General features: G+C 71.4%; 25 protein-coding genes. 8 read left to right on the top strand and 17 right to left on the bottom strand.

Annotated elements, in window-relative coordinates; all coding sequences use genetic code 11:
• Position 1: 1 nt before the first annotated feature.
• The gene (locus AB5J73_RS08695) at positions 2-382 is read right to left on the bottom strand and encodes a hypothetical protein (protein ID WP_370969196.1); all 381 of its coding nucleotides are present in this window, start codon (positions 380-382) and stop codon (positions 2-4) included.
• Between the two features lie 134 nt (positions 383-516).
• On the opposite strand from AB5J73_RS08695, the gene AB5J73_RS08690 reads away from it, so the two are divergent.
• Positions 517-1,179, top strand: coding sequence for a hypothetical protein (locus AB5J73_RS08690; protein WP_370969195.1), 663 nt, complete (start codon positions 517-519; stop codon positions 1,177-1,179).
• On the opposite strand, the gene pcp is transcribed toward AB5J73_RS08690, so the two are convergent.
• Both pcp and AB5J73_RS08680 read right to left on the bottom strand, forming a co-directional pair.
• Positions 1,176-1,817 carry a pyroglutamyl-peptidase I gene (gene pcp / locus AB5J73_RS08685; RefSeq protein WP_370969194.1) on the bottom strand — a complete coding sequence of 214 codons (642 nt, stop codon included), beginning with the start codon at positions 1,815-1,817 and terminating at the stop codon, positions 1,176-1,178. The two genes, AB5J73_RS08690 and pcp, sit on opposite strands and share 4 nt — an antisense overlap.
• A 77-nt stretch (positions 1,818-1,894) precedes the next feature.
• Positions 1,895-3,328 carry a M1 family metallopeptidase gene (locus AB5J73_RS08680; protein WP_370969193.1) on the bottom strand — a complete coding sequence of 478 codons (1,434 nt, stop codon included), beginning with the start codon at positions 3,326-3,328 and terminating at the stop codon, positions 1,895-1,897.
• 159 nt (positions 3,329-3,487) lie between these two features.
• Here AB5J73_RS08680 and AB5J73_RS08675 point away from each other — a divergent pair, with 159 nt between their 5' ends.
• Entirely contained in the window at positions 3,488-6,655 is a 3,168-nt protein-coding gene (locus AB5J73_RS08675) for a BTAD domain-containing putative transcriptional regulator (protein WP_370969192.1), read from the top strand.
• Between the two features lie 73 nt (positions 6,656-6,728).
• On the opposite strand, the gene AB5J73_RS08670 is transcribed toward AB5J73_RS08675, so the two are convergent.
• Together AB5J73_RS08670 and AB5J73_RS08665 are read right to left on the bottom strand one after the other, a co-directional pair.
• Positions 6,729-7,535 carry an ABC transporter permease gene (locus AB5J73_RS08670; RefSeq protein WP_370969191.1) on the bottom strand — a complete coding sequence of 269 codons (807 nt, stop codon included), beginning with the start codon at positions 7,533-7,535 and terminating at the stop codon, positions 6,729-6,731.
• The gene (locus AB5J73_RS08665) at positions 7,532-8,515 is read right to left on the bottom strand and encodes an ATP-binding cassette domain-containing protein (protein WP_370969190.1); all 984 of its coding nucleotides are present in this window, start codon (positions 8,513-8,515) and stop codon (positions 7,532-7,534) included. Before AB5J73_RS08665 ends, AB5J73_RS08670 begins: the two co-directional genes overlap by 4 nt.
• Positions 8,516-8,680: 165 nt before the next feature.
• Here AB5J73_RS08665 and AB5J73_RS08660 point away from each other — a divergent pair, with 165 nt between their 5' ends.
• Entirely contained in the window at positions 8,681-9,640 is a 960-nt protein-coding gene (locus AB5J73_RS08660) for an endonuclease/exonuclease/phosphatase family protein (protein ID WP_370969189.1), read from the top strand.
• Here AB5J73_RS08660 and AB5J73_RS08655 read toward each other — a convergent pair.
• Together AB5J73_RS08655 and AB5J73_RS08650 are read right to left on the bottom strand one after the other, a co-directional pair.
• Positions 9,637-10,431 carry an NAD-dependent deacetylase gene (locus AB5J73_RS08655; RefSeq protein ID WP_370969188.1) on the bottom strand — a complete coding sequence of 265 codons (795 nt, stop codon included), beginning with the start codon at positions 10,429-10,431 and terminating at the stop codon, positions 9,637-9,639. The two genes, AB5J73_RS08660 and AB5J73_RS08655, sit on opposite strands and share 4 nt — an antisense overlap.
• Positions 10,424-10,735: an antibiotic biosynthesis monooxygenase gene (locus AB5J73_RS08650; protein WP_370969187.1), complete on the bottom strand. Its 312-nt coding sequence runs from the start codon at positions 10,733-10,735 to the stop codon at positions 10,424-10,426. Before AB5J73_RS08650 ends, AB5J73_RS08655 begins: the two co-directional genes overlap by 8 nt.
• Before the next feature lie 51 nt (positions 10,736-10,786).
• On the opposite strand from AB5J73_RS08650, the gene AB5J73_RS08645 reads away from it, so the two are divergent.
• A complete protein-coding gene (locus AB5J73_RS08645) occupies positions 10,787-12,172 on the top strand; it encodes an AAA family ATPase (protein WP_370969186.1) in 1,386 nt (461 codons plus the stop codon).
• On the opposite strand, the gene AB5J73_RS08640 is transcribed toward AB5J73_RS08645, so the two are convergent.
• On the bottom strand, positions 12,158-13,564 hold the full coding sequence (locus AB5J73_RS08640; protein WP_370969185.1) for a M1 family metallopeptidase: 1,407 nt from the start codon (positions 13,562-13,564) through the stop codon (positions 12,158-12,160). The two genes, AB5J73_RS08645 and AB5J73_RS08640, sit on opposite strands and share 15 nt — an antisense overlap.
• A 74-nt stretch (positions 13,565-13,638) precedes the next feature.
• Between AB5J73_RS08640 and AB5J73_RS08635 the strand changes: the two genes are divergently transcribed.
• Positions 13,639-14,385: an alpha/beta fold hydrolase gene (locus tag AB5J73_RS08635; protein WP_370969184.1), complete on the top strand. Its 747-nt coding sequence runs from the start codon at positions 13,639-13,641 to the stop codon at positions 14,383-14,385.
• A 77-nt stretch (positions 14,386-14,462) separates the two neighbouring features.
• Here AB5J73_RS08635 and AB5J73_RS08630 read toward each other — a convergent pair whose 3' ends face one another.
• The 5 genes from AB5J73_RS08630 to AB5J73_RS08610 form a co-directional block, all read right to left on the bottom strand.
• Positions 14,463-15,419 carry a peptidoglycan recognition family protein gene (locus AB5J73_RS08630; protein WP_370969183.1) on the bottom strand — a complete coding sequence of 319 codons (957 nt, stop codon included), beginning with the start codon at positions 15,417-15,419 and terminating at the stop codon, positions 14,463-14,465.
• A 63-nt stretch (positions 15,420-15,482) separates the two neighbouring features.
• Positions 15,483-16,358, bottom strand: coding sequence for an A/G-specific adenine glycosylase (locus AB5J73_RS08625; protein WP_370969182.1), 876 nt, complete (start codon positions 16,356-16,358; stop codon positions 15,483-15,485).
• A 9-nt stretch (positions 16,359-16,367) separates the two neighbouring features.
• Positions 16,368-17,324, bottom strand: a complete 957-nt coding sequence (locus AB5J73_RS08620) for a glycosyltransferase (protein ID WP_370969181.1) — start codon at positions 17,322-17,324, stop codon at positions 16,368-16,370.
• A gap of 3 nt (positions 17,325-17,327) precedes the next feature.
• Entirely contained in the window at positions 17,328-17,819 is a 492-nt protein-coding gene (locus AB5J73_RS08615) for a beta-class carbonic anhydrase (RefSeq protein WP_370969180.1), read from the bottom strand.
• Between the two features lie 102 nt (positions 17,820-17,921).
• Entirely contained in the window at positions 17,922-19,022 is a 1,101-nt protein-coding gene (locus tag AB5J73_RS08610; protein ID WP_370969179.1) for a LacI family DNA-binding transcriptional regulator, read from the bottom strand.
• Between the two features lie 179 nt (positions 19,023-19,201).
• Here AB5J73_RS08610 and AB5J73_RS08605 point away from each other — a divergent pair, with 179 nt between their 5' ends.
• The 3 genes from AB5J73_RS08605 to AB5J73_RS08595 are packed head-to-tail and all read left to right on the top strand — an operon-like array spanning position 19,202 to position 21,840.
• Positions 19,202-20,110 carry a metal ABC transporter solute-binding protein, Zn/Mn family gene (locus tag AB5J73_RS08605; protein WP_370969178.1) on the top strand — a complete coding sequence of 303 codons (909 nt, stop codon included), beginning with the start codon at positions 19,202-19,204 and terminating at the stop codon, positions 20,108-20,110.
• A gap of 2 nt (positions 20,111-20,112) precedes the next feature.
• Positions 20,113-20,958 (top strand): metal ABC transporter ATP-binding protein, encoded by an 846-nt coding sequence (locus tag AB5J73_RS08600; RefSeq protein WP_370969177.1) that lies wholly within the window; start codon positions 20,113-20,115, stop codon positions 20,956-20,958.
• Positions 20,959-20,961: 3 nt separating this feature from the next.
• A complete protein-coding gene (locus AB5J73_RS08595) occupies positions 20,962-21,840 on the top strand; it encodes a metal ABC transporter permease (RefSeq protein WP_370969176.1) in 879 nt (292 codons plus the stop codon).
• 1 nt (position 21,841) lies between these two features.
• On the opposite strand, the gene AB5J73_RS08590 is transcribed toward AB5J73_RS08595, so the two are convergent.
• The 4 genes from AB5J73_RS08590 to AB5J73_RS08575 all read right to left on the bottom strand — a co-directional run bounded on the left by AB5J73_RS08590 (position 21,842) and on the right by AB5J73_RS08575 (position 26,011).
• The gene (locus AB5J73_RS08590) at positions 21,842-22,276 is read right to left on the bottom strand and encodes a hypothetical protein (RefSeq protein ID WP_370969175.1); all 435 of its coding nucleotides are present in this window, start codon (positions 22,274-22,276) and stop codon (positions 21,842-21,844) included.
• A 78-nt stretch (positions 22,277-22,354) separates the two neighbouring features.
• On the bottom strand, positions 22,355-23,563 hold the full coding sequence (locus AB5J73_RS08585) for a DUF445 domain-containing protein (RefSeq protein WP_370969174.1): 1,209 nt from the start codon (positions 23,561-23,563) through the stop codon (positions 22,355-22,357).
• A gap of 40 nt (positions 23,564-23,603) precedes the next feature.
• Positions 23,604-24,779: a DUF445 domain-containing protein gene (locus tag AB5J73_RS08580; protein WP_370973009.1), complete on the bottom strand. Its 1,176-nt coding sequence runs from the start codon at positions 24,777-24,779 to the stop codon at positions 23,604-23,606.
• Between the two features lie 59 nt (positions 24,780-24,838).
• The gene (locus tag AB5J73_RS08575; RefSeq protein WP_370973006.1) at positions 24,839-26,011 is read right to left on the bottom strand and encodes a DUF445 family protein; all 1,173 of its coding nucleotides are present in this window, start codon (positions 26,009-26,011) and stop codon (positions 24,839-24,841) included.
• Positions 26,012-26,150 lie beyond the last annotated feature (139 nt).

The following is a 26,150-nucleotide window of genomic DNA, read 5'->3' as shown; positions in this document are numbered from 1 at the left end:
GTCAGTTCCCCTCCAGGCCGGCGGCCGCGCGGTTGACGCGCTGCTTCGAGTCCTCGTCGGCCTTCTCGTACAGCTCCGCGACCCGCATCAGCGCGTGGCTGGTGTCGGCGGTCGTCTGGTGCAGCTGCGCGACCAGCTTCTGGATCTTCGCCAGGTGGTCGTTGTAGGCCTTCGCGACGGCCGGCATGCCGAGGGTGCGGCCGAAGGCGTTGTCCACGGGGATCATCCCGGCGATGCCGCCGAAGAGCCCGCCGCCGTCCGAGCCGACCGGGACATCGGTGCCGCGCAAGCCGTTCGACGCGGTTTCCGCGGCGTCGGCCGCTCCCTGCAGCGCACCGGCCGAGTCCCGCAGGTCCTGCAGGTCGGTTTCGAATCCGATCATCCGGCCATGTAAACACCGTTCGATCGCCCGGCAGGGGGATTCCGTGGCGGTGTGCCCCAGATCACGAACACGTTGCCGTACCGCCGAACGGGGGAATCTCGTCCGTGCGCGGGGTGCTCGGCGCTCTTACCTGCATGAGTACCGCGACGAAGCCCCGGCCGCCGACCGTGCGGAGGCAGCTGCGCGAGGCGAAACGCTTTTCCTGGACCGGGTTCGCCGTCACGGTCGCGGCGTCGCTGCTCGGCACGCTCGTCCCGGCCGCGATCGGCGCCGGCCCGAGCGCGACGCTGATTTCGACGCTCGTGGTCACCGTGCTGGCGGCGGGCGGGTTCACCGCCAAGGACGGGGCCGCCCGCGGCATCAAGGCGATCGCGATCGTGCTGCTGGCGGCGGGCGCGCTGGTGCTGACGGTGACCGGGGTGACCGTGCTGGACCTCGTGCGCGGCAAGCCGGCGACGTTCCCGGTGGTGCCGGAGGCGGCCGCGGAGGCCAAGGTCGTCGTCCCGGAGTCGGTCGCCTGCGGGACGACCCCGGTGCGCACGACGACGACCTGCACGGTGGCGGTCCGCAGCGTCGGCGCGAGCGCGCTGCGCGTGAGCGGGATCGAGCTGGACAGCACGGACTTCGCGGTGGACGCGCGTGGCTGCGTCGGTCAGGACATCGCCCCGGGCCGCCGCTGCACGCTGGTGGTCAGCTTCACGCCGGGGTGGACCGGCGACCGGGTCGCCGACCTGACCGTGCACCACAACGTCCCCGGCCCGGCGGCGTTCGTGGAGCTCACCGGCCGCGGCGGTTAGTGCTCCGCGCCCGCGCTGACCGCGAGGTCGGCGGTCGTCTTCAGCGCCGTGTCCGCCAGGACTTCCAGCGCGTCGGCGATCCGGTCCACTTCCAGCGAGGGCGCGGGCTTGCCCGAAGCGGCGACCTGCTCCGGGCTGAACGGCACGTGCACGAACCCGCCGCGCACGCCGGGGAATTCCGTGGCCAGCAGGTGCATGAGGCCGTAGAAGACCTGGTTGCACACGTAGGTCCCGGCGGTGTGGGACACCGACGCCGGCACGCCCGCCGCGCGGATCGCCGCCACGCAGGCCTTCAGCGGCAGCGTCGAGAAGTAGGCCGCCGGGCCGTCCGGGACCACGGGGACGTCGACCGGCTGCGCGCCCGCGTTGTCCGGGATGCGCGCGTCGATCAGGTTGATCGCGACCCGTTCCGGCGTGACGTCGGACCGCCCGCCGGCCTGGCCGGCGCACACCACGAGCGATGGCCGGTGCGCCACGACCGCGGCCCGCAGCGCCGGCAGCGACGCTTCGAACTCGCAGGGCAGCTCGACCGCGGCGACGTCGTCCCGACGCGCGCCGAGCCGCGAAACCGCCTGCCACGAGGGGTTCACCGGCTCACCGCCGAACGGCGCGAACCCCGTCATCAGCACCTTGGCCATGCCACCTCCGAAAACGCCGTGAAGGCCACCTCGAGGAACTTTACGTTCCACGAGGTGGCCGTCACGAAATGCGGGTCTCAGGCGGCGGGCTTCAGGCCGCCCGGGTACAGGTACTGGTCGGCGGGCTTGCCGGTGCCGTACACCCAAGCGTCGAAGAACCCCTGGAGGTTCTTGTGCGAGACGGCTTCGGTGTACCGCTGGAACTGCTGCATGTTCGCGTTCCCGTCGCGGTGCAGCGACGGCCAGGTCTTCAGGACCCGGGAGAACGCCTGCTCACCGACGTAGTTGCGCAGCGCGTGCAGCATCATCGGGCCCTTCGAGTACACGTACGTGAACTCGTTGCCCTGGCCCATGTCGTAGAGCTTGCCGTTCCAGAACGCCGTCGACGCCTTCTTGACGTCGTCCGCGTACTGCTTGTTCAGGTCGACGCCTTCCTTGCCCTCGTCCCACAGCCACGTGGCGTAGGACGCGAAGCACTCGTTGAGGCAGACGTCCTTCCAGTGCTCGACCGCCACCGAGTCGCCGTACCACTGGTGTGCGTTCTCGTGGACGATCGTCGGCACCGTGCCGGCCCAGCCCGCGGAGTAGATCGGGCGGCTCATCGTCTCCAGCGAGAAGCCGATCTGCTCGTTGAGGAAGATGCCGCCGGCGGCGTCGATCGGGTACTTGCCGAACTTCGACTCGAGGAAGTCGAGGATCTCCGGCAGCCGCGCTTCCGCCTGCTTCGTCGAGTCGGGCACGCCCGGGGCGAACGCGCTGACGATCGGCGTGCCGTCCTTGCGCTTCTGGCGGTCGAAGGTCCACTTGTCGATCGCGACCGTCGTCATGTACGGCACGATCGGCGTCTCTTCGGCCCAGACGTGCGTGGTGCCGCCAGGTGCCTTGAAGGACGGCTTCTCGCGGCCGTTGGCGATCACGCCCCACTCGTCGGGCACGGTGATCGCGAGGTGGAACGTGGCCTTGTCGAGCGGGGTGTCGTTGACCGGGTACCAGGTCGTCGCCGACCGCGGCTCGCCGGCGACGAACGCGCCGCCCGCCTTGGCGTACTGCCAGCCGTTGTCGCCGAGCGCCGGGTCGCTGATCGGCGCGGGCACGCCGTGGTAGGCGATCTTGACCTTGAAGTTCTGGCCGCGCCGCAGCGCCCGCGACGGCGTGACGACCAGTTCGTGGTCGCCGGTCCGGCTGAACTTCGCGTCCCGGCCGTCGACCTTCACCGAGTCGACGGTCAGGCCCTTGAAGTCCAGGTCGAACGAGCTCAGCGACTGGGTCGCCCGCGCGGTGATGTCCTGGTTCCCGGTGAGCTGGTGCGCCGCCGGGTCGTAGGTGACCTTGAGGTTGTAGTCGGCGACGTCGTACCCGCCGTTGCCGTCCTGCGGGTAGTAGCTGTCCCCGGCGCCGTCGCTGCCGGGCTGCGCCGGACCCCAGCCGTCACCCGCCGCGGCGACGCCGGTGCCGAGGCAGAGGCTGGCGACCACGGCGGCCGCGACCACGGCCGGTTTCTGTCCCCTCATGAAGGCTCCTGTCCTGTCGGGTGACCTCGGTCGCAACGTAGTGCCAAGATCACCTACGCCTGGGAGTTGCGTCGCATTTGTCCGGATAATCAGCACTTACGTCGGCCCGTCCGGGCCTGCCCGGCTCGGTGCCGTCCCGCCGTCTGGAAAGCTGGACGCATGCGCGTTGCGCTGCTGGGCCCGCTGCGTGCGGCGGAGGACGACGGCACCCCGATCGACATCGGCGGCGCCCGCCTCCGCATGCTCCTGGCCAGGCTCGCGCTGGACGCCGGGCGCGCGGTGCCCGCCGACGCGCTCGTCGACGGCCTGTGGGGCGGCGAACCGCCGTCCGACGCGGCCAACGCCCTCCAGTCACTGGTCTCGCGGCTGCGGAAAGCGCTGCCGGTGGCGGTCGAATCCGGACCGGGCGGCTACCGGCTGGCGGTCGCGCGGGAGGACGTCGACGCGGAGCGGTTCGAGCGGCTCGCCGCCGACGGCCGCCGCGAGCTGGCCGCGGGCCGGGACGGTTACGCGGCCGAGCTGCTCGCCGAGGCGCTCGGGCTGTGGCACGGCGACGCGCTCGCCGACGTCCTCGACGCGCCGTTCGCGCAAGCACCCGCGCGGCGGCTGGCCGGGCTCCGGGCCGAGGCGGCCGAGGACCGGTTCGAAGCCCTGATCCGGCTGGGCGAGCACGCCGCCGTCCTGGCCGACCTCACCGCCGCGGCGGAAGCCGACCCGCTGCGCGAACGGCTCGCCGGGCTGCGGATGCGCGCGCTCTGCGCGGCCGGGCGGCAGTCGGAGGCGCTGTCGGTGTACGCCGGGATCCGCCGCACGCTGGCCGACCAGCTCGGCGTCGACCCGTCGGCCGAGCTGCAGGAGATCCACGTGGCCGCGTTGCGGGGCGAGCTCGCGCCGCCGGCGCCGGTGGCCGACCGGCTGCCGACCCGGCTGACGACGTTCATCGGCCGCGACGACGAGCTCAAGCTGCTGGCCGAACTGCTCGGCGGCGCGCGGCTGGTCACCCTGACCGGGCCGGGCGGTGCGGGCAAGACGCGGCTGGCCACCGAGGCGGCGTCCCGGCACCCGGCGCAGCAGCGCGGCCGCGTCTGGTTCGCCGCGCTGGCCGGCGTCCGCGACCCGGACGACCTCGGCGGCGCGCTGCTGGGCGCGCTGGAGGTCCGCGACATCCGCAGCACCGACACCGAGATCCGCCGCCCGCTGGACCCGCTCGACCAGGCCCTCGAGGTGCTCGGCGGCGCGGAAGCACTGCTGGTGCTGGACAACTGCGAGCACGTCGTCGACGCCGCCGCGTCGCTGGCCGACGAGCTGCTGCAGCGCGCACCGCGGCTGCGGATCCTGGCCACCAGCCGCGAACCGCTCGCCATCACCGGGGAAGCGCTGTGCCCGCTCGGCCCGCTGCCGGTACCCGCCGAACGCGCCGCACCCGCGGAGGCCGCCGAGCTCGACTCGACGCGGCTGTTCCTCGACCGGGCCGCGGCGGTCCGGCCCGACTTCGTGCTCGACGAGTCCACTGTGGACCAGGTCGGCGAGATCTGCCGCCGGCTCGACGGGATGCCGCTGGCGCTGGAGCTGGCCGCGGCCCGGCTGCGGTCGATGACGGTGGCCCAGATCGCCGGCCGGCTCGGCGACCGGTTCCGGCTGCTCACCTCGGGCAGCCGGACGGCGTTGCCCCGGCAGCGGACGCTGCGCGCGGTGGTCGAGTGGAGCTGGGACCTGCTGACCGACGCCGAGCTGGTGCTGGCCCGGCGGCTGTCGGTGTTCGCCGGCGGGGCCGAGCTGGGGCCGGTCGAGGCCGTCTGCGCGGACGAGCTGCTGCCCGCGGACGACGTCCCGTACGTGCTCGGCAGCCTGGTCGAGAAGTCCATTGTGGATACACTGGACGGCGGCTCCGGCGAGCCGCGGTACCGGATGCTGGAAACGTTGCGCGCCTACGCCACCGAACGGCTGGTCGAGTCGGGCGAGCACGACCGGACGCGCCGCGCGATGGCCTCCTTCTACGCCGAGCTCGCGCAGCGGCTGGAGCCGACGCTGCGCACCGCCGAGCAGCTGCGCGCGATCGATCAGTACGAGGCCGAGAGCGCGAACATGGTCGCCGCCCTGCGTGGCGCGATCGAGATGTCCGATGTGGACAACGCGGTCGCGCTGCTGGACGGGATGTTCTGGTACCTGACCATCCTCGGCCAGGGCCACCGGGTCGGCGGCCTGATCCGCGAGACCCTCGACTTCGGCGACCGGCTGCCGCCCGCGGTCGGCGCGGCCTACCGGGCGCTCGTCTACCTGATGGACGCGATCCCGGTCCGGTCCGACCAGAGCGAGATCCTCGAGCTGGTCGACGAGTGCGTGCGCACGGACGCGGTGGCGCGCTACCCCGGGCTCGCGGTGGCGCTGCCGATGCTGGCCTTCCTTGGCGGTGACCGCGAGGTCGCCGTGCGCGAGGTCCGCCGGGCCGCGGCGAGCCCGGACACCTGGACCCGCGCCGGCGCGCACTGGGTGGAGAGCTTCCTCCTCGACGACGCGGGCGACGTCGCCGGCGCGGATCGGGCGCGCGACCTGGCGCACGCCGGGTTCGAAGAGGTCGGCGACCGCTGGGGCATCGCGATGACGCTGAGCTTCAAGGCGTACGCGCTTTCCCAAGACGGTGAAAGCGCCAAGGCCATCGAGATCTACCAGGAGGGCCTGGCGCTGTCGATCGAGCTGCGTTCGTTCGAGGACGCCGTGCAGCACTGGTGGCGGCTGGCCGTCGAGCGGGCGCGCACCGGCGACTTCGAGGGGGCCTGGCGCGACCAGGAAGCCGCGGAGCGCTACGGCGAAGACATCACGAACCTGCAGCACCGCGCGATCCTGATGTTCGGCCGGCTCGAACTGCTGCTGCGCACGGGCGAGCTGGCCGAGGCGCGGGCGCTGCTCGACCGCGTCACCGCGATGGGCGGCGACGACTGGTTCCCCGGCGGGATCGGCGACGAGTTCGTGCACGCCTTCGAGGCGCGGATCCTGCTGGTCGAGGGGCGCGCCGACGAGGCCGAACCGCACGCCGTCATCGCGATCCGGGCGACGAACCGGCGTGGCGACATGCCGGACCTGGCGGGCGCGGTGGAGCTGCTCGCGATGATCCGCGCGCAGCAGGGCCGGTACGAGACGGCGGCGAAGGTGCTCGCCGCGTCCGCCGTCGTCCGCGGCCGGCTCGACCTCGGCAGTCCGGAGGTCCGCGCGCTCATCGAAGACCTGCGCGCGGCCCTGCCCGGCTACGACGCGCTTTACGAAGAAGCCCGCGCCGCGTCCAAAAAGGACGCGATCGCCTGGCTGATGGCCGAAACCGGTCGTGAGTGAGAAACAGTGTTCCAACACTGTTTCTCACTCACGACCTTCCCCTGGTGCGGAACACCCCCGTGTCTCCGCGCCCTCACACCCGCCGGCGGTAGGCCCACGTGGCCAGCGGGAAGAACACCACGACCGCACCGGCCATCCAGGCCAGCGCGCCCGCCAGCGGCCCGGCGACGGCGCCGCCGTTCATCAGGCCGCGCAGCGCGTTCGCCATCAGGCTGACCGGGCTGATGTCGGCCCACGCCCGCAGCCAGCCCGGCATGGTGGACGTCTGCACGAACACGTTGCTGCCGAACGTCAGCGGCATGATGAAGACGAACATCAGCGCCTGCGCCGAGCCGGGCGTCTTCATCAGCATGCCGACGAACACCGAGCCCCAGCAGAAGCAGAGGCCGAACGCCAGCGCGAGCAGGATGGCCACGGCGAACTCGCCGGGGCTGGTCGCGATCCGGTAGCCCATCAGCGTCGCCACGACCATCAGCACCACCAGGCAGACCAGGTAGCGCACGACGTCGGCCAGCACGGCGCCGATCAAGGGTGCCGACCGCGCGATCGGCATGCTGCGGAACCGGTCGAACACGCCCTTGCTGACGTCGGTGTTGAGGTTCGTCCCCACCGTCAGGCACGCCTGCAGGATGTTCATCACGATGACGCCGGGCACGACCATCTGCAGGTAGGCGTCGGTCGAGCCGGACAGCGCACCGCCGAACAGGTAGACGAACACCACCAGGAAGACGATCGGCATCAGCGTCACGTCGGCGAGCTGTTCGGGGTTCTTGCGGATCTTCAGGATGCCGCGCCAGGCCAGCGAAAGCGAGTGCTGGAGGCCCTTGACGGGGCTGATGTGCCGCGGCGGGGCCGGGCGGTCGAGCGCCAGCGTCGTCATGCCAGGCTCCCTTCGAGGTCGCGGGTGGTGTCCTCGGTGGACGCTTCGGCGGGGTGCCCGGTGAGGGCGAGGAACACCTCGTCGAGGCTGGGCAGCCGCAGCGCCAGCTCGTCGGCGGTGATCCCGGCTTCGTCCAGCTTGCGGACCAAGGTGGACAGCAGCACCGGGTCGTTGACCGGGGCGGTGAGCAGCCCGGTCCCGCTGTCGCGGGTCGGGCGGACCCCGCTGAGGTCGCCGAGGATCCGGTCGACGGCGTCCATGTCGGACAGTTGCGTCGGGCGCACCTGCAGCGTCTGGCCGCCGACGCGGCGCTTCAGCTCGTCGGCGCGGCCGTCGGCGACGACGCGGCCGTGGTCGAACACGGTGATCTTGTCGGCCAGCTGGTCGGCTTCTTCGAGGTACTGCGTGGTCAGCAGCACCGTCGCACCCTCGGCGACGAGCCCGCGGACGACGTCCCAGACCTCGTTGCGGGCGTGCGGGTCGAGCCCGGTGGTCGGCTCGTCGAGGTAGAGCACCTCCGGGCCGCCGACGAGGCTGGCGGCCAGGTCGAGCCGCCGCCGCATGCCGCCCGAGTACGTCCGGATCGGCCGCTTGGCCGCCTTGGTCAGCTCGAACCGCTCGATCAGCTCGGCGGCGCGCTTCTTGGCGTGCGCGCGGGGCATCCCGTAGAGCCGTCCGATGAGGACCAGGTTCTCGGTCCCGTTCAAGTCCTCGTCGACCGACGCGTACTGGCCGGTCAGCCCGATCAGGCTGCGGACCCGGACCGGGTCCTTGACGACGTCGTAGCCGCCGACGGTGGCTCTCCCGTCGTCGGGTTTCATCAGGGTCGCCAGGATCCGGACGGCGGTCGTCTTGCCCGCGCCGTTCGGCCCGAGCACCCCGACCACCTGGCCGAACGGGACTTCGAGGTCCACCCCGTCCAGCGCCTTGGTTTCCCCGAAGTGTTTGACCAGGCCCTCGGCCTGGATCGCGTGCGACATGGGCGTCCTCCTTCGCTCGTCGCGGGTTCGAGCTTCACTGTGGACGCCGGCGCTGGTAGCCCGCGCACAGCGCGCTGGCAGCCGCTGGCAGCCGCTGGTGGAGATCTTGTGGAGGAGTTGCCGGTACCCGAGCCGCCGGCGGCGGGCCTCGGCATACTCGGCGGCATGGTGGTTGCGGAAGAGACGCGGTCGCGGCGGAAGAACCCGCTGGTCACGGCCCTGCTGGTGGTACCGGTCGTGCCACTGGCCGGGCTGGCGGCGCTGCGCCTGATCGGCTTCGACGGCGACTGGTACACGCTGATCGCGCTGTCGCTGACGCCGTACGCGGCGGTCGCGGGCCTGCTCGCCGGCGGCCTGGCGCTGGCCTGCCGGCGCTGGTGGGTCGGCGGGATCGCGCTGGCGCTGTCGATCGCGCTGGCCGTCCTCGTGGTCCCGCGCGTGTCGGCGAGCGAGCAGCGCGAGGTGCACGGCAAGACGCTGCGCGTGCTCTCGTCGAACCTGCTCTACGGCCAGGCGGACCCGAAGGCCGTCGTCGACCTGGTGCGCGAGCAGCGGATCGACGTGCTGAACCTGGTCGAGCTGACGCCCCGGGTGGTCGACGGGCTGACCGCGGCCGGGCTGTTCCAGCTCCTGCCGCACCGGGTGCTGCACCCGGCACCGGGCGCGTTCGGCTCGGGGATCGTGTCGCGCTTCCCGCTGAAGGAGGTCAACCTGACCGGCGATTCGGCGGCCAAGCAGCCGGGCGCGCAGGCCGACCTCGGCGACGGCGTGGTGGCGGAGATCGTCGCCGTCCACCCGATCTCCCCGGACGTCGACACCCCGCAGTGGGAGCGCGAGATGAAGGACCTTTCGCGCGCGGCGGGCGAGCACGGCCTGCGCATCCTGGCGGGCGACTTCAACGCGACGCTGGACCACGCGGCCTTCCGCACCGTGCTGTCCCGCGGCTACAACGACGCGGCCGAGGAGCGCGGCTCGGGCCTGGCCCCGACGTGGCCGTCGTCCCTGCCGGTGGTGACGATCGACCACGTCGTCGTCGACAACCGCGCGGCGGTGCTGGACTACCGGGTGTTCGACGTCCCGGGCAGCGACCACCGGGCGGTGTTCGCCGAGGTCCGCTTGCCCTAGGCGAGGAGCGCGGTCAGCGTTTCCAGCGCGCCGGCCGGGATGGAGACGCCGCGGTTGTGGCGGATCTCCGGTTCGCGCGGGTTGATCCGGATCAACGCGCCGGTCGCCGCGCTGGCCAGTTCGCTGTAGCGGCGGACCGTCGGGACCGCCTGGCCCGCGCCCAGTTCCACCACCACGAGGTCGCGGGCCGTCCGGCGCCACGCCGTCAGCTCGTCGAGCTGGGCCTGGCTGCGGTGCGGGACCCAGTCGTGGTCGCCGAACATCAGGATGTTCGGCCGGGCCAGCCCGCCGCAGCGGGGGCACGACGGCAGTGGTGGCACCGCGCGCATGGTGTCTTCGTCCAGTGCGACTTCGACGTCGGCGGGCCAGATCTCCGTGGTGCAGCCGGACAGGCACTGCAGGTGGTGGATCGAGCCGTGCGCCTCGGCGACGTGCTCGAAGCCCGCCGCCTGGAACTGTCCGTCCACATTGGAGGTGAAGACGCGGGTGCCGCCGGGCGGGGCGAGGCCGAGCAGCAGCCGGAACCCGTCGTGCGGCACGGTTTTCCGGTACAGCGACAGCCGGTGCCCGTAGAACCCCCAAGCCAGCTCGGGGTCTTCGGCGAAGTGCCGCGGGTCGGCGAGCTCCTCGAACCGCAGCCCGAGCCGGGCGTACGGCGGGTACGCGCGCCAAAAGCCCTCGCCACCGCGGAAGTCCGGGAGGCCGGAGTCGACGCCCATGCCGGCGCCGGCGCAGATCAGGAGTGCGCCGGCGCCGTCGAGCAGCTCCGCCGCGCGAGCGAGCTCACTCACCCGGCTTCGAGCCGAGGACGACCTCGAATTCCAGCAGGTTCGCGCCGGTGGAGACGGGCTTGGCGCGCTCGCCCGAGTGCGCCGCCGCGGCCGGGCCGCCCTTCGCCCACGCCTGGTAGGCCTCTTCGGTCTCCCACTTCGTGTACACGAAGTAGCGCGTCTCGCCGGAAACCGGGCGCAGCAGCTCGAACCCGAGGAACCCGGGCTGCTGGTCGACCGCGTGCATGCGGGCGGCGAAGCGCTTCTCCAGCTCGGGGCCGGCGCCTTCGGGGACCTCGATCGCGTTGATCTTCACGACAATCATGGGTGACAGCCTAGTTGGCCGCGTCCTGTGATCCGTGCCACTGTGAAAGCCATGGGGAGCACCGAACGGGATCTCGCCGCCGACTTGCAGCGCATCATCCGGGCGACCGCGGACTCGGTGGGCGGGAGCGGGGGCAACGAGCTGATCGACCGCGTGACCGGGCACGTCGGGCCGCTGCCGGGGGTCGTGGTCGTCACGCGCAACTGGCCGATGTGGGAGCACGCGAACATCCAGCGCGGTGTCGACGCCTACCTCGCCGAGCACGGTACCGACGTCGGCTGGTTCGGCGTCGCGGGCGGCCAGCGCACGCACGAGGACCTGATCGGGATGCTCGTGATCGCGCGCAAGCAGGGCACGTTCGAGCTCGGCTCGGTCGACTACACGACGACGGCGACCGGTCCCGAGGACGCGACCGAGGCGGTGCAGCTCGGGCTCGTCGGCACGCGGGCGCCCGGCGGGGAGCCGGTGCTGCTCGCGATCCGCGGCGCGAACCCGCAGTGGGGGCAGCTGGAGGCGCGGCTGGAGGTGCTGGCGACGTCGCGGGCGATCGCGACGGAGGTGCGTGATCGCGTCGAGCGCATGATGGCCCGGCACGACGTGCTGCGCGGGCAGGTGCTGGCCTTCGGGACCAGCGAAAACCGTGGCAACGACCTCCTGACGTTCCTGCCTCGGCCCACGCTGACCGGCGAGGACGTCGTGCTCCCCGAAGGCGTGCTCGAAGCGATCGAGCGGCACACGGTCCGCATCGCGGAGCACGGCGAACGGCTGCTGGCCGCCGGGCAGCACCTCAAGCGCGGCCTGCTGCTGCACGGCCCGCCCGGCACCGGCAAGACGCACACCGTCCGCTACCTGATGAGCCGCCTGCCGGGCACCACGGTGATCATCCTGACCGGCGCGGCGATGCGCTTCGTCGCGAAGGCGGCGGCGCTGGCGCGGCGGCTGCAGCCCAGCGTGGTCGTGGTGGAGGACGTCGACCTGATCGCCCAGGACCGCAGCTTCGGCCCGGACGCGCACCCGCTGCTGTTCACCCTGCTCGACGCGATGGACGGCGTGGGCGGCGACGCCGACGTCACGTTCCTGCTCACCACCAACCGCGCGGGCGCGCTGGAGAAGGCGCTGGCCGACCGCCCGGGCCGCGTCGACCTGGCGGTGGAGATCCCCCTCCCGGACGCGGCGGGCCGGGAGGCGCTGTTGCGCCTGTACGCGCGCGGCTTGAAGCTCACGGCGGACCTCGCCCCGATCGTCCAAGCCACCGAGGGCGTCACGGCGTCCTTCGCGAAGGAACTGCTGCGGCGCGCGTCGTTGTTGTCGCTGGCTTCGCGGCCGGACGAGGACGTGGTGGTCGGCGACGCGGAGCTGACGACGGCGCTGCGGGAGATGCAGGACGCGCGGAGTGCGTTGACGCGGTCGTTGCTGGGCAGTTCAGCTGCGCAGTGAGCCCGGGAAGAGGTCGGCGTCCGCGGGAAGCGTCGTGCCGCGGAACCACGCGTCGAAGAACTGCTTCAAGTTCTTGCCGCTGATCTGAGTCGCCATCGCCTCGAAGTCCGCCCAAGTCGCGTTCGCGTGGCGGTAGCGGGACGGCCATTCCTTCAGCAACCGGTCGAACGCCGGGTCGCCGATTTCGCGGCGCAGGGCGTGCAGGGCCAGGATTCCCTTGTTGTAGACACCCTCGAACTCGTGGCCCTGGCCCATCCCGACGAGCTTCTGCCCCCAGAAGTCCGTGCTGCCGCGCGTGATTTCGATCGCCGCGCGGTAGCGGTCGTCCAGGCTCTGGCCTTCGCGCTCGGCCCACAGCCACTGCGCGTACGACGCGAAGCACTCGTTCAGGCAGATGTCGGACCAATCGCGCAGCGACACCGAGTCGCCGAACCACTCGTGGGCGTTCTCGTGCACCAGCGTCGGCAGGTCGGCCCACTTCGCGTACGTCGGGCGGGTCTGCGTCTCCAGGGAGAAGTGGACGTCTTCGTTCAGGAAGATGCCGCCGGCCGCCGACTGCGGGTACGGGCCGAACTTGGCGCTCAGGAAGCCGAGCACCTCCGGGAGGCGGTCGCCGATCGCGCGGTGGCCCTCGGCGCCCGGCGCGTACGCCGAAACCACCGGGGTGCCGTCCGGCAGTGTCGACTTGTCGACGCTGAACTTGCCGATCGCGATCGTCGTCAGGTAGCTCGCCACCGGGTTCGGCTCGGTCCAGGTGCCCGGCGGGCCTTCGCGGCCGTTCGAAAGCACCGTCCACCCGGCCGGGACGTGCGCGGTGAGCGTGAAGGTGGCCTTGTCGCGCGGGGTTTCGTTCACCGGGTACCAGAACGCGGCCGAGTGCGGCTCGCCGACCATGAACGCGCCGCCGTCGGCCGAGTGCTGCCAGCCGTTCTCGCTGCCGCCTTCGTGCGGGGTCTTCGCCGGGTCGCCGCCGTAGCGGACGCGGGTGCGGAACGTCGTCCCGGCGCGGATCGGCGCCGCCGGCGTGATGACCAGTTCGTGCGCCTTTTCCCGGCCGAAGCGCGCCGGCTGCCCGTCGACGTCGACGCCGCGCACGTCCAGCCCGCGCAGGTCGAGGTCGAACCGGCTGAGGTCCTGGGTGGCCTTCGCGGTGACCGTCGTGTCGCCGTCGAGGTGGCCGCTCGGCGGGTCGTAGGTGACGCCCACCTGGTAGCCGAGGGCGTCGTAGCCGCCGTTGCCGTCCTCCGGGTAATACGGATCACCGGCGCCGGCCGCGCCCGGGAACGGGTGCATGGGCGGCGGCTGGGGCACGCCGGAGACGGCGTCGCCGCTGCACGCCGCGGCGACGACCACCGCGGCGCAGACGGCAAGGGCGGCGAGTCGGCGGCGCATACGACCACCATAGGTGATGGAAAGCGATCACTTGGTCACGTTCCGCACCTGCGGTTTTGTGGTTAGGTGGCCGCGTGCTCTGTTTCGGCGGCACCGGCGTGCCGATCGTTCTGCTCCACGGACTGATGGGCCGCGCGCGGACGTGGCGGCGGGTCGCGGAGTGGCTCCGGCCCTACGGCGCGGTGTACGGCCTCGACGCGCGCGGCCACGGCAGCGCCCCGCGCGTCGGCCCCTGGACGACCGAGCGCTTCGTCGACGACGTCGCCGAAGCGCTCCGGACCCTCGACGCGGGCCCGGCCGTGCTCATCGGGCATTCGATGGGTGGCCTGCACGCGTGGGCGACCGCCGCGAAGCACCCGGAGCTGGTGCGCGCGGTCGTGTCCGAGGACTTCGCGCCGGACCAGCGCGGCCGGACCGTCGAGACCTGGCGCGGGTACTTCGAGAGCTGGCCGGTGCCGTTCAAGTCGCTCGACCACGTCCGCGAGTTCTTCGGCGACGCGGGCGAGTACTTCGCGGACTGCGTCGAGGAGCGCGAAGACGGCTACCACCTGGTCGCCGACCTGGCGGATCTGTACGTCATCGCGGCCGAGTGGGGCCGCCGCGACTACTGGGACGTCGTCGACGCCATCCGCTGCCCGCTGCTGCTGGTCGAAGGCGAGCACACGGCGATGCCGCCCGGCCAGCAGGCCGCCGTCGCGGCGCGGGTGCCGGGCGCGAAGCACCTCGTGGTGCCGGGTTCGGCGCACCTGCCCCACGACGAGGCCCCGGAGACCTACCGCGGCGCGGTCGAAGCCTTCCTGAGCGACGTCCTTGGCCGGTGAACCACGCGTGACCAGGCGGACGGCACACCGAGCGCGCCGTTGAGCCCGGCGCACCGACCGCCTGGTCACGCGCGAGATCAGGTGCGGGCGAGGTCCGCCCGCCAGGCCGCGGTCGAGCGGTCGGAAGGGACGATCAGCGGCCAGACGTCGGCGCCGAGGAAGCCGGTTTCGCCGGCCGCCTTCGCCGCGGTGCACGTGTCCTTCTCGAGCCCGGCCCGGGCGGCCAGCGCGGCGACGGCGTCCGTTGTGGACTGCCCGAAGACGCCGTCGGTCGGCACGTCGAAGCCCGAAGACCGCAGGAACTGCTGCGCCAGCTGCACCTTCTTGCCGGTGGCGCCGGGCTTGAGCAGCGGCCACTCCGCCTCGGTGCGCGCGACCGAGACGCCGAGGACGCGGCCCACCGCCGTCCGCAGCTCCGGCAGCCGGTCGTAGAGCACCTGGCCGCAGCACTCGGTCGAGTTGAAGTCGCGGTGGCCCTTGATGAATTCGGGGGTGATCGAGTACTGGTGCGCGATGTAGGCGACCAGGCCGACCAGCGAGTTCCACAGCGCGGTCGTGACGTCGACCGTGCTGTACAGGCCTTCGTTCTCGATGCCGATGCACTCGCTGTTGTGGTTGCCGACGTTCGCGCCCTGCACGTGCTGGGTGCCGCCGCGCAGGATTTCGAGGCTGCGGTGCCGCCCCTCGGTGATGAACCCGCCGCGGCTGTTCGTGAACTGCTGGCCGGTGTCGATCCAGCCGCGCGTGTCCATGTGGAAGTTCTGGATGTCGCGCGAGATCTGGAGGGCGTGCGCCAGCGAGTAGTCGGTGTTGTTGCCCGGGTCCACCGTGTGGTGCACGACGATGTACGTCGGCTTGTGGTTCTCCACCACGATCGTGCCGGTGGCGGGCCGGGCGCCCCACTCGGACGTCGGGTGGATCGTCGGTGTCGGCACGGCCGCCGTGGCCGTCCCCGTGGTCGTCATCCCCAGTGCGCCGGCCGCGGTCGCGGTCACCCCCGCCTTGAGCAGGGTCCGGCGGTCAACAGTGACCATGGGGAGAAAGGTAACTCCGCATCGCGCCGATGACAACTATTGACCAACTTTGGTCGTAGTGCGTCAGTGTTCACCCGGCAGGGCGAAGAGCCCGTCGCGGGTCTGTTCGAGGAGGCCGTCCGTCAGCAGGGAATCCAGGCAGCGGTCGCGCTGCCCGGCGTCGTGCCAGACGAGGTCCAGCTTCGCCTTCTCGACCGGGCCCTCGCTGCCGCGCAGGACGTCCAGCAGCCGCCCGCGGACCTGCCGGTCGGTGCCGGCGAACTTCTGCACCGGCTTGGCCGGGCCGGCGTACTCCGGGCGGCCGGCCAGCTGCCACGCGCACTCGTCGTAGACGGGGCAGTCCGCGCACCGCGGCGAACGCGCGGTGCAGATCAGCGCGCCGAGCTCCATGATCGCGGCGGAGAACTTCGCGGCGGGCGCGTCCTCGGCCGGCAGCAGCGCTTCGACGTCGGCCATGTCCCGGGTGTTCGACGCGGGCCCGGCGTCCCCGGCCCCGTGCACGGCCCGCGCGACGACCCGCCGCACGTTGGTGTCGACGACGGGCGCCCGCCGCCCGTAGGCGAACGCGGCGACGGCCCGCGCGGTGTAGGCGCCGATGCCGGGCAGCGCGAGCAGGGTGTCCACATCGGACGGGACGACGTCGCCGTGGTCGCGTGCGATCACCCCGGCGGCTTCGTGCAGCCGCAGCGCGCGGCGCGGGTAGCCGAGCTTGCCCCAGGCGCGGACGACCTCGCCCGGCGTGGACGCGGCCAGCGCCGAGGGCACCGGCCAGCGCGCCAGCCATTCGTGCCAGATCGGCTGCACGCGGGCGACCGGGGTCTGCTGGAGCATGATTTCGCTGACCAGCACGCCCCACGCCGAGCAGTCCGGCTCGCGCCACGGCAGGTCCCGGCCGCGCGTGGAGAACCAGTCGAGCAGTACGTCAGCGTCCACAGCCACGCCGGGAGGCTACTTCGCCCACTCCGGCAGCCGGCGGGCGACCTCGTCCGGCGACGGCATCCCGGCGATCTCGCCGGCCAGCGCGCGGGCCGCGTCGCGCAGGCCGGGTGCTTTCCGGGCCTGTTCGGTGACGGCGTCCGCGCTCAGTTCGCCCGGCAGGAGGCGCAGTGCGGCGCCCGCGGCGAGGAGCGCTTCGGCGTTGGCGAACTGGTCGGCGCCCTGCGGCAGGACCAGCTGCGGGACGCCGGCGGCCAGCGCGCCGAGGGTGGTGCCGCTGCCGCCGTGGTGCACCACGAGGTCGGCGTGCGGCAGCAGCTCGGCCTGGTCCACCCACGCCCGGGCCGTGACGTTGCCCGGCAGGCCGCCGAGCTCCGCCGGGCGCACCCGGCCGGTGGCGACGACGACGTGCGAGCCGAGCGCGGCCAGTCCGCGGATCGCCGTGGTGAGCACCTCCGGGGTGCCGAACGCGGTGCCGAGCGTCAGGTACACGAGCGGGCGGCCGGTCACCGGCGGTGCCGGTTCCGAGAACGGCACCGGGCGCAGGGCGATCCGGTCGGCGGCCGCGAGGAAGTCCTCGTCCTGCAGGGACGGCGGGCAGATGTCCAGGTGGCGGCCGCCGTCCGGCCGCACGAGCCCGATGTCCCGGGGGAACAGCCTGCCGAAGCCGTGCCACAGGGCGGGGATCCCGGCGCGCCGCGCGGCGACGGCCACCTCCGGGACACCCCACCCGGGCACGACCAGGTCCGGCCGCAGCCGCACCAGGTCCGGCCCGAGGTCCTCGGCGTAGATCTCGTAGAACGAGTCCGCGGGCCGGAAGGGGTTCAGCCCGAGCCGGTGCAGCGGCGCGTGGACGTGCTCGCCGGCCGCGAAGTGCACCTCGTGCCCGACGTCCCGCGCCGCGATCGCGAGCGGGACCATCGGGTACGTGTGGCCGGCCGACGCGAGGGCGGCGAAGAGGACGCGCAACGCCTACTGGACCTCGGTGAGCTTCCCGGTCTTGACGTCGTACACGAACCCGCGCACGTTCTCCGTGTGCGGCAGGTAAGCGCTGCGCCGCACCCGCTCCACCGACGTCCGGACGCTGTTCTCGACGTTGCGGAACGCCTCGACCGACCAGGTCGGGCGCAGGCCGGTGTCGGACTCCAGCTCGTCCTTGAAGTCGTCCTCGGTGACCATCGACAGGCCGCACTCGGTGTGCTGCACGATCAGCACCTCGCGGGTGCCGAGCTTGCGCTGCGAAAGGGCCAGCGAGCGGATCATGTCGTCGGTCACCACGCCGCCCGCGTTGCGGAGGACGTGCGACTCGCCTTGCAGGAGGCCGAACAGCTCGAAGACCCGGATCCGGGCGTCCATGCAGGTCAGGATGGCCACCTGGAGTGACGGCTTGGGGGAGGACCGGTCGCCGGGCGTGACCTCGCCGAGCTCCTGGTTGCGCTTGAGCAGTACGTCGATCGAGGTCATCGGTCACCTTCCGGCCAGTGGCCCCGCGGCGCGGGCTTGTCCCCTCCATTGGACCGGGCGGTGTGCGATCGGGCAATGCACTACGAGCAATGTCACGGGTTTCTACCCGCCGAACCAGGGCTCCTCGACCGTCCGCGGCGGCGCCGACGTGCGCCCGACGCGCAGCTCGGTCGGCAGCGTGATCACCTTCGGCGCGCTCCGCTCGCCCGAGCTGAGCAGCAGCCGGCCGGCCGTCTTGCCCTTTTCGAGCACCGGCTGGTGGACCGTGGTGAGCCCGATCCGCTCGGCCTCGGCGATGCCGTCGAAGCCGGTGACGGTCAGGTCCTGCGGTACCCGCAGCCCGCGCCGTTCGGCCTCGGCCATGGCACCGAGCGCGAGGATGTCCGAGGTGCAGATCACGGCCGTGATCTGCGGGTACGCGTCCAGCAGCTGCCGGGCGGCGGAGGCGCCGTCGTCCACCGTGTGGTCGAAGCGCTCGACCACCGGGACACCCGCCCAGTCGACGCCGGCGGCGGAGAACGCCACGGCGAGGGCTTCGAGGCGGGTGCGCTGGACGTGGAAGTGCGCGCCGCTCTGGCGCGCCGGGGAGACGAAGTCGTCGTTGCGCTCGCGGGCGAGCCGCATGCAGATGACACCGACCTGCCGGTGGCCCAGCGAGACGAGGTGCTCGGCGATCTTGCCGACCGCCGCCGCGTCGTCCGGGCCGACGCGGTCGATGCCCTCGATGCTCGGCTGGTCGATGATCACCGTCGGCACCGGGCGCTCCAGCACGGCGGCCAGGTGCGGGTCGTCGTCCGGCACGGAGTAGACGACGAAGCCGTCGACACCCGCGCGGTGCACCGCGGCGACGTCCTCGCGGCCCGGGCTGGCCGGCACCAGGTGCAGGCCGACGCCGGCGTCTTCGCACGCCAGGGCCAGTCCTTCGAGCACGCCGACGGCGGCGGGGTCGCGGAAGGCGTAGGAGAGGTTTTCGGTGAGCAGCAGCCCGACCGCGCCCGCCTTGCGCGTGCGCAGGGAGCGGGCGACCGGGTCGGGTCCGGGGTAGCCGAGCCGCCGCGCGGTCTCGAGGACGCGACGGCGCAGTTCGGGGGACAGCTGGTCCGGCCGGTTGTAGGCGTTGGACACCGTTGTCCTGGACACACCGAGCTCCGCCGCGAGCGACGCCAGCGTCGCCTGCCTCCGGGTGCGAATAGGACGTCCCATCAGCAAACCGTAACGGTTCAGATCGAATTCATGAAGAGACACCCCGCGTGGTCGATGTCTCGATCCGCATGCGCGAAGACGCATACACCCAAACGCGATCGGATGGCCAGGAAGTCATCCGGATGGGGTAAGGTGAATCTGACAACGGTTTCCATTAGCGTCTTGCAGGAGAGTTCTCGATGAGTTCCCGCCGCACCAGGAGCGCGCTCGCCGCCGCTTCGGCCCTGTCCGTGCTCGCCCTGGCCGCGTGCTCCGGTGGAACCACCTCCGACGGCGGTGGGCAGTCCGGCGGCGCCGACAAGATCAAGGTCGTCGCCTCGACGGACGTCTGGGGCAGCGTCGTCAGCGCCGTGGGCGGCGACAAGGTCGAGGTCAAGTCGGTCATCCACGACCCATCGGCCGACCCGCACTCGTACGAGACCACCGCCGACGACGCCCTCGCGGCGAAGGACGCGAAGCTGCTCCTGTCCAATGGCGGTGGGTACGACGAGTTCTTCGACAAGCTCACCGGCCAGGCCGGAGACGCGAAGAAGCTCGTCGCCTACGACATCGCCGCGACCGGCGACGAGAACGAGCACGTCTGGTACGACCTGCCGGGCGTCGGCAAGGTCGCCGACCAGGTCGCGGCGCAGCTCGGTGAGCTGCAGCCGGCGTCGAAGCAGGCCTTCACCGACAACGCGGCCGCGTTCAAGGCGAAGGTCGGCGAGCTGGAGAAGCGGCTCGGCGAGCTGGGCGGCACGCATCCGGGTACGAAGGTCGTCGTCACCGAGCCGGTCGCGCACTACCTGCTCCAGAGCGCGAAGCTGACGGACGCGACGCCCAAGGCGTTTTCGGACGCGGTGGAGAACGACACCGACGTCCCGGCCGGCGCGGTGAACGAGTACAAGCAGCTCATCGCCACCAAGCAGGTCAAGGCGCTGATCAACAACGCGCAGACGGTGACCCCGCTGACCCAGGACGTCGTCGGGCAGGCGAAGGCCGCCGGCATCGGCGTCGTGGACGTGACCGAGACGCTGCCGCAGGGTGTGACGGACTACATTGTCTGGATGACCGGGGAAGTCGACGAGCTGGCGGGGGCGTTGAAGTAGTCATGTCTCCCGTCTCCGACGACGTACGCCCCGCGGTCCGGGTCCGCGGGGCGGGCTTGGCCTTCGGTCCCCGGACCCTCTGGTCGGGACTGGACCTGGTCGTCGAGCCGGGCGAGTTCCTCGCCGTCCTCGGCCCGAACGGGTCCGGCAAGAGCAGCCTGCTGAAGGCGCTGCTCGGCATGCAGGGCCTCTCGGCGGGCACGGTCGAGATCGCCGGCGGGCGCCCGGGCGGCGCGAACCGCAAGATCGGCTACATCCCGCAGCAGCGCGCGATCGACGAGGCGCTGACGCTGCGCGGCGTCGACCTGGTCGGGCTGGGCCTCGACGGCCACCGCTGGGGCCCCGGCCTGTTCGGCATGGCGGCCCGGCGCCGGCTCGTTTCCGAAGCGATCGACGCGGTGGGCGCGACCCGGTACGCGAAGCAGCCGGTCGGCCGGTTGTCCGGGGGTGAGCAGCAGCGGCTGCGGGTGGCGCAGGCCCTGGTCGGCGACCCCGAGGTGCTGCTCTGCGACGAACCGCTGCTGTCGCTCGACCTGGCCCACCAGCGCGCGATCAGCGAGCTGATCGACCGGCGGCGGCGCACGGCGGACACCGCGGTGCTGTTCGTGACGCACGAGATCAACCCGGTGCTGCCGTTCGTCGACCGCGTGCTGTACCTGGTCAACGGCCAGTTCCGGATCGGCAAGCCGGACGAGGTCATGACCACGGCGACCCTGTCCGAGCTGTACGGGACCCGCGTCGAGGTGCTGAAGGTGGGCGGGCAGATCCACATCGCGGGCGCGCAGAGCGCGTTGTGCGAGGAGGAGCCGCACCACCACGAACACGACGTCGAAGAGCAAGTGGGCTGAGTCTTGGATCTGTTCGACTTCGGCAAGACGTGGGAGCTCATCACCGAGCTCGACGGCGTCCAGACGGCGCTGCTGGCGGCGGCGATCCTCGGTCTGGTGGCGGGCGTGCTGGGCCCGCTGATCGTGATGCGGCGGATGTCGTTCGCGGTGCACGGCACGTCCGAGCTGGCGTTCACCGGCGGCGCGGCGGCCCTGCTGCTCGGGATCGGCGTCGAGTACGGCGCCCTGATCGGCGCGGTGGTGGCGGCGCTGCTGCTGGGCATCCTCGGCGCGCGCGACGCCGACCGCGACTCGGTGATCGGCGTGATCCTGTCGTTCGGCCTCGGGATGGGCGTGCTGTTCCTGTCGTTCTACAAAGGACGGTCCGGGAACAAGTTCGGGATCCTGACCGGCCAGATCATCACGATCGACTCGACGAACCTGACGTTGTTCGTGGTGTCGTCGGTGGTCGTGCTGGCGGTGCTGGCGCTGGTGTACCGGCCGCTGCTGTTCGCCTCGGTGGACCGGAACGTGGCGGTCGCGCGCGGGGTCCCGGTGAAGACGCTGACGGTGGTGTTCGCGCTGCTGGTGGGCGTCTCGACGGCGCTGAGCGTGAAGGTCGTCGGCTCGCTGCTGGTGGTGGCCCTGATGGTGACGCCCGCGGCCGCCGCGGCCCGCGTGACGGCGTCGCCGTGGAAGGCCACGGTGCTGTCGGTGGTGTTCGCGGAGGTGTCGGCGATCGGCGGGATCGTGCTTTCGCTGGCGCCGGGGCTGCCGGTGAGCGCGTTCGTGACGGCGATTTCGTTCTTGATCTACGTGGTGTGCCGGGTGCTCGCCTGGCAGCGCGACCGCCGGACGCGCGTGCGAGCGGTCGACCCGGCCCCGGACCTCGTCGCGGCTTGAGCTACTGCACCTGGAGGGTGTCGCTCTTCGCGATGCTGTCCGAGTTCGGGTAGCCGATGGCCTGGTAGGCGGCCCGGACCCGGGTCAGGACGCACGAATTGCTCGGCGTGCGCCCGACCGAATGGGGTGCGATCCTGACGCCGGTGACGGATTTGCAGAACGTGTAGGCACCGGACTTGTAGTAGCCGATGTTGACCTCGCCCGGAGCCCAGGTGATGTCGCCGGCGTTGCCGAGGGCGACCGTGAAGTACACCTCGTTGTCGTCGGCCCAGGCGCAGGCCTGCCAGTACCGGGTGCGGTCGTTGGGGAGGTATTGGTAGCCGCTGCACACGTGCCCGAACTGTTCCGGGGGCACGATGACGTCGGCGGCCGCGATACCCGCGCTCGCGAACAGGCCGGTGAGCGAAAGTACGACTGCGGTGACGAATCGCTTCATGGGTTCCCCTCTGCGTGCCCTGGTCGGCCGGGTGGCCGCCCGGTACACGCGCGGGGTCGTCGCCGGGTTTAGCGGCGGTCAGCCCAGCATCAGCAGGACCTGCAGCTCGCCCACCACGAACCCGATCACGCCGCCGACGGCGATGAGCTTCCACTCGTCCTGCCGGAACGCCGGCCGCAGCAGGCCCTCGAACTCCAGCGGCGTCAGCGCCAGCATCCGCTGCTCGATCACCTTCGCGACGTCCATCGCCTCGGTCAGGTAGCCCTCGGCGTAGCGGGCTGTGTCGGGCAGCTGCTCCAGCGCCTTCAACGCCGCCGCGTGCTTCATCTCCTTCAGGCGCGTGCCGCCCACCGTCCAGGAGAGGGGCATCTGCTTGTCGACCGCGTCCGAAACGAGGTGCTCGACCAGCGCCGCCAGGCGGTCGGCGCGGGGACCCCGCAGCACCGCGTCCAGCAGGTTCTGGACGGTCAGCACCTCGGTCGCGATCAGCTCGCCGTACTGCCGCGCCACCTCCGCGCGCCGGCGCTGGAACTTGCCTTGGAAGATCACCCGGCCGACGCGAACCGGCTCGCGGGGGACGAAGATCAGCTTGATCGCCAGCCAGTCGGTGAACAGCCCGATCGCGCCGCCGAAGACCGGGAGCACCCACGGCTCGCGCGTGAACGCCCACACGATCGTCTGGACCAGGCCCAGCCCGAAGCCGAAGTAGATGCCCATCCGCGCGATGAACGCCATCTCCGGGCGGGACGTCTCGCGGATCAGCCGGACCAGCAGCGCGCGGTCGCGCGTCAGTCGCTGGACGGTCATGTGCTGGACGTCGAGGACCTCGTCGAGGTGCTCGCGGACGTCGTCGAGGAACTCCCGGACCAGCCGCGGTGCCGACGCCTGGACCTGCTTGATCAGCATCTCCTGGGCCAGCGTCGGCATGACCTCCCACAGCCGCGGGTGGTGTTCGGCCAGCACCTCGCGCGCGATGTGGTCGACCGCGCGCAGCAGCGGCTGCTCCAGTTCGGTCGTGATGATCACCGGGTCGATCCGGTCGAGCACCTCGCGCAGGTCGAGGAGGTTCTCGGTCAGCAGCTCGGTGGCGACCGCCGCCATCCGGCCGCCGTGCTTCGGGACGACGCCCTGCCAGCCGAGCAGCGGCGGGATCCCGACGAAGTCCAGGGGCCGGAACATCATCTCGATGGCGACGCGCTTGGTGACGTAGCCGATCAGCGCCGCGATGAACGGCATCGCCGCGTAGACCGGCCAGTGCGCGGCGAGGTCGCGCAGGACAGCGTCCACCCCGACCTCCCTCGCAGTCCCGAGAGCGAAACCGTACCGGCTACCCGAGCAGCGCGAGCACCTGCAGTTCGCCGACCAGCCCGCCGATCACCGCGCCGACGGCGATCAGCTTCCACTCGTCCTGCCGGAACGCCGGCCGCAGCAGCTGCTCGAACTCGAGCGCGGTCAGCTTCCGCATCCGGTCGACGATCGTGTTGCGCACGTCGAGGGCGTTGATCGCGTAGTTCTCCGCGTACCGGATCGTCTCCGGGACGCGCTCCGCGGCCTTCGCCGCCGCCGTCTGCTTCATCTCCTGGAACTTCTTGGTCCCGACCGCGATGGCGACGAACGGCTTGACGACGCTGGCCTGCGCGTCGATCGTCTTCTGCACCTCGCGGGTGATCATCGCGAACAGCCTGTCGGACTTGGGCCCGCGCAGCACCGCTTCCAGCAGGTTGGGAATGGTGATGATCTCGCGCGCGATCATGTCGCCGTAGTCGGCGGCGACCTGGTCGCGGCGCTTCTGGAAGACGCCCTGCCAGGTGTAGAGCCCGAAGAACCGGCGGGGCTCGCGCGGCAGGAAGATCATCTTCAGCGCCAGCCAGTCGGTGAACCAGCCGATGAGCAGGCCGAACAGCGGGAGCACGATCGGCGACTTCGTCAGCGCCCACACGACCAGCTGCACGCAGCCGAGGCCGAAGCCGAACCAGATCCCCGAGCGGGCGATGAACCGCATCTCCGGCCGGGAGATGTCGCGGATCAGCCGGTTCAGCAGCGCTTTGTCGCGGACGAGGTTCGTCACGACCATGTGCTTGAGGTCGAGGACGTCTTCGATGTTGTCGGCGATCTCCCGCATGATCTTGGTGATGGCTTTCGGCGCTTCGGCCTGGACGCGCTTGAGCAGCAGCTGCTGCGCGCCGTTCGGCAGCACTTCCCACAGCCGCGGCTGGTAGGTCTCCATCACGTCGCGGGTGACGTCCTCGACGACGCGCAGCAGCGGCTGCTCGATCTCCTTCGCCACCTGCGCCGGGTCGAGCCGGGCGAAGATCTCCTTGGGGTCGACGAGGTTCGTCGTCAGCATCTCGGTGGCGGTGGCCGCCATGCGCTCGGCGTTCGCCGGCAGCACGCCCTGCCAGCCGAGGAACGGCCGGATCCCGGTGAACTCGAGCGGGCGGAACATCATCTCGATGGCGACGCGCTTGGTGACGTACCCGATCAGCGCCGCGATGAACGGCATGGTGACGTACACCTGCCAGTGCGTGCCGAAGTCCACCCGCGCACGCTATCGGCCCGTGATCAGTGCAGCAGGAGCAGCACCTGGAGTTCACCCACCAGGCCACCGATGACCGCGCCGACCGCGATCAGCTTCCATTCGTCCTGCTTGAAGGCCGGCCGCAGGATGCCTTCGAACTCGATCGGCGTCAGCTGCTGCATCTTTTCGACGATCGTGTTCCGGACGTCGAGCGCGTCGGTGGCGTAGCTCTCGACGTGCTTCACCGTTTCGGGGAGGTAGGCGATGGCTTTTTCGGCGGCCGCGCGCTTCATCTCCTGGTACTGCCGGCCGCCGATGGTCAGCGCGACCAGTGGTTTGGCGATGCTCGCCTGCTGGTCGATCGTGCGCTGGACCTCGCGGGTGATCATCGCGAACAGCTTGTCGGCACGCGGCCCGGTGAGCACGGCCTCCATCACGTTCCGCACGGTGAGCACCTCGTCGGCGATCAGCGCGCCGTAGTCGGCGGCGACCTCCTGGCGGCGCTTCTGGAACATGCCCTGCCAGCGGAAGAACCCGAACCCGCGCGGCTCACGCGGGTAGAAGATCATCTTGAGCGCGAGCCAGTCCGTGACGAAGCCCGTGACGAAACCGAAGATCGGCATGATGAGCGGCTGTTTCGTCAGCGCCCACGCGACGAACTGGACGAGCCCGATCACGAACCCGAACCAGATCCCGGACCGCGCGATGAACTTGAACTCGGGCGCGGCGACCTCGCGGATCAGCCGGCAGGTCAGCGACTTGTCGCGGACCATGGCCCCGATGAGCATGTCGTTGACGTCGAGGACGTCGTCGATGTTGGTCGAGACGTCCCGCATGAGCCGCTTGACGACGGCCGGCGCCTGCGCGCGGACCTGGTCGACGAGCAGCCGCTGCGCCCGCGCCGGCAGCAGTTCCCAGAGGCGTGGCTGGTAGGTCTCCATGACTTCGCGGGTGACTTCTTCGACGGCCTTGAGCAGCGGCGGTTCGAGCTCTTTGACCATTTCTTCCGGGTCGAGGCGGCTGAAGATCTCCTGCGGGTCGACGAGGTTGCGGGTCAGCAGGTCGACGGCGGTGGTGGCCATCCGCCGCGCGTTCGCCGGGATGACGCCCTGCCAGCCGAGGAACGGCCGGATCCCGACGAAGTCGAGGGGCCGGAACATCATCTCGATGGCCACCCGCTTGGTCAGGTAGCCGATCAGGGCGGCGATGAGCGGCATGGTGGCGTAGACGTGCCAGTGCGCGCCGATGTCGGCGAGTATGTCCACAATGGCCTCCTCGCCGTTAACCGCTGGTCAACAAGCTCAGGATGCCATGTGTCACCGGGGGTTCCAATATCCGTGATGCATCCGTTTGGCG

The sequence above is a fragment of the Amycolatopsis sp. cg9 genome, from assembly GCF_041346945.1.
GTDB lineage: Bacteria > Actinomycetota > Actinomycetes > Mycobacteriales > Pseudonocardiaceae > Amycolatopsis.
Note: the sequence above shows the minus strand (reverse complement) of the source record. Positions and strands in the feature narration are given on the sequence as shown.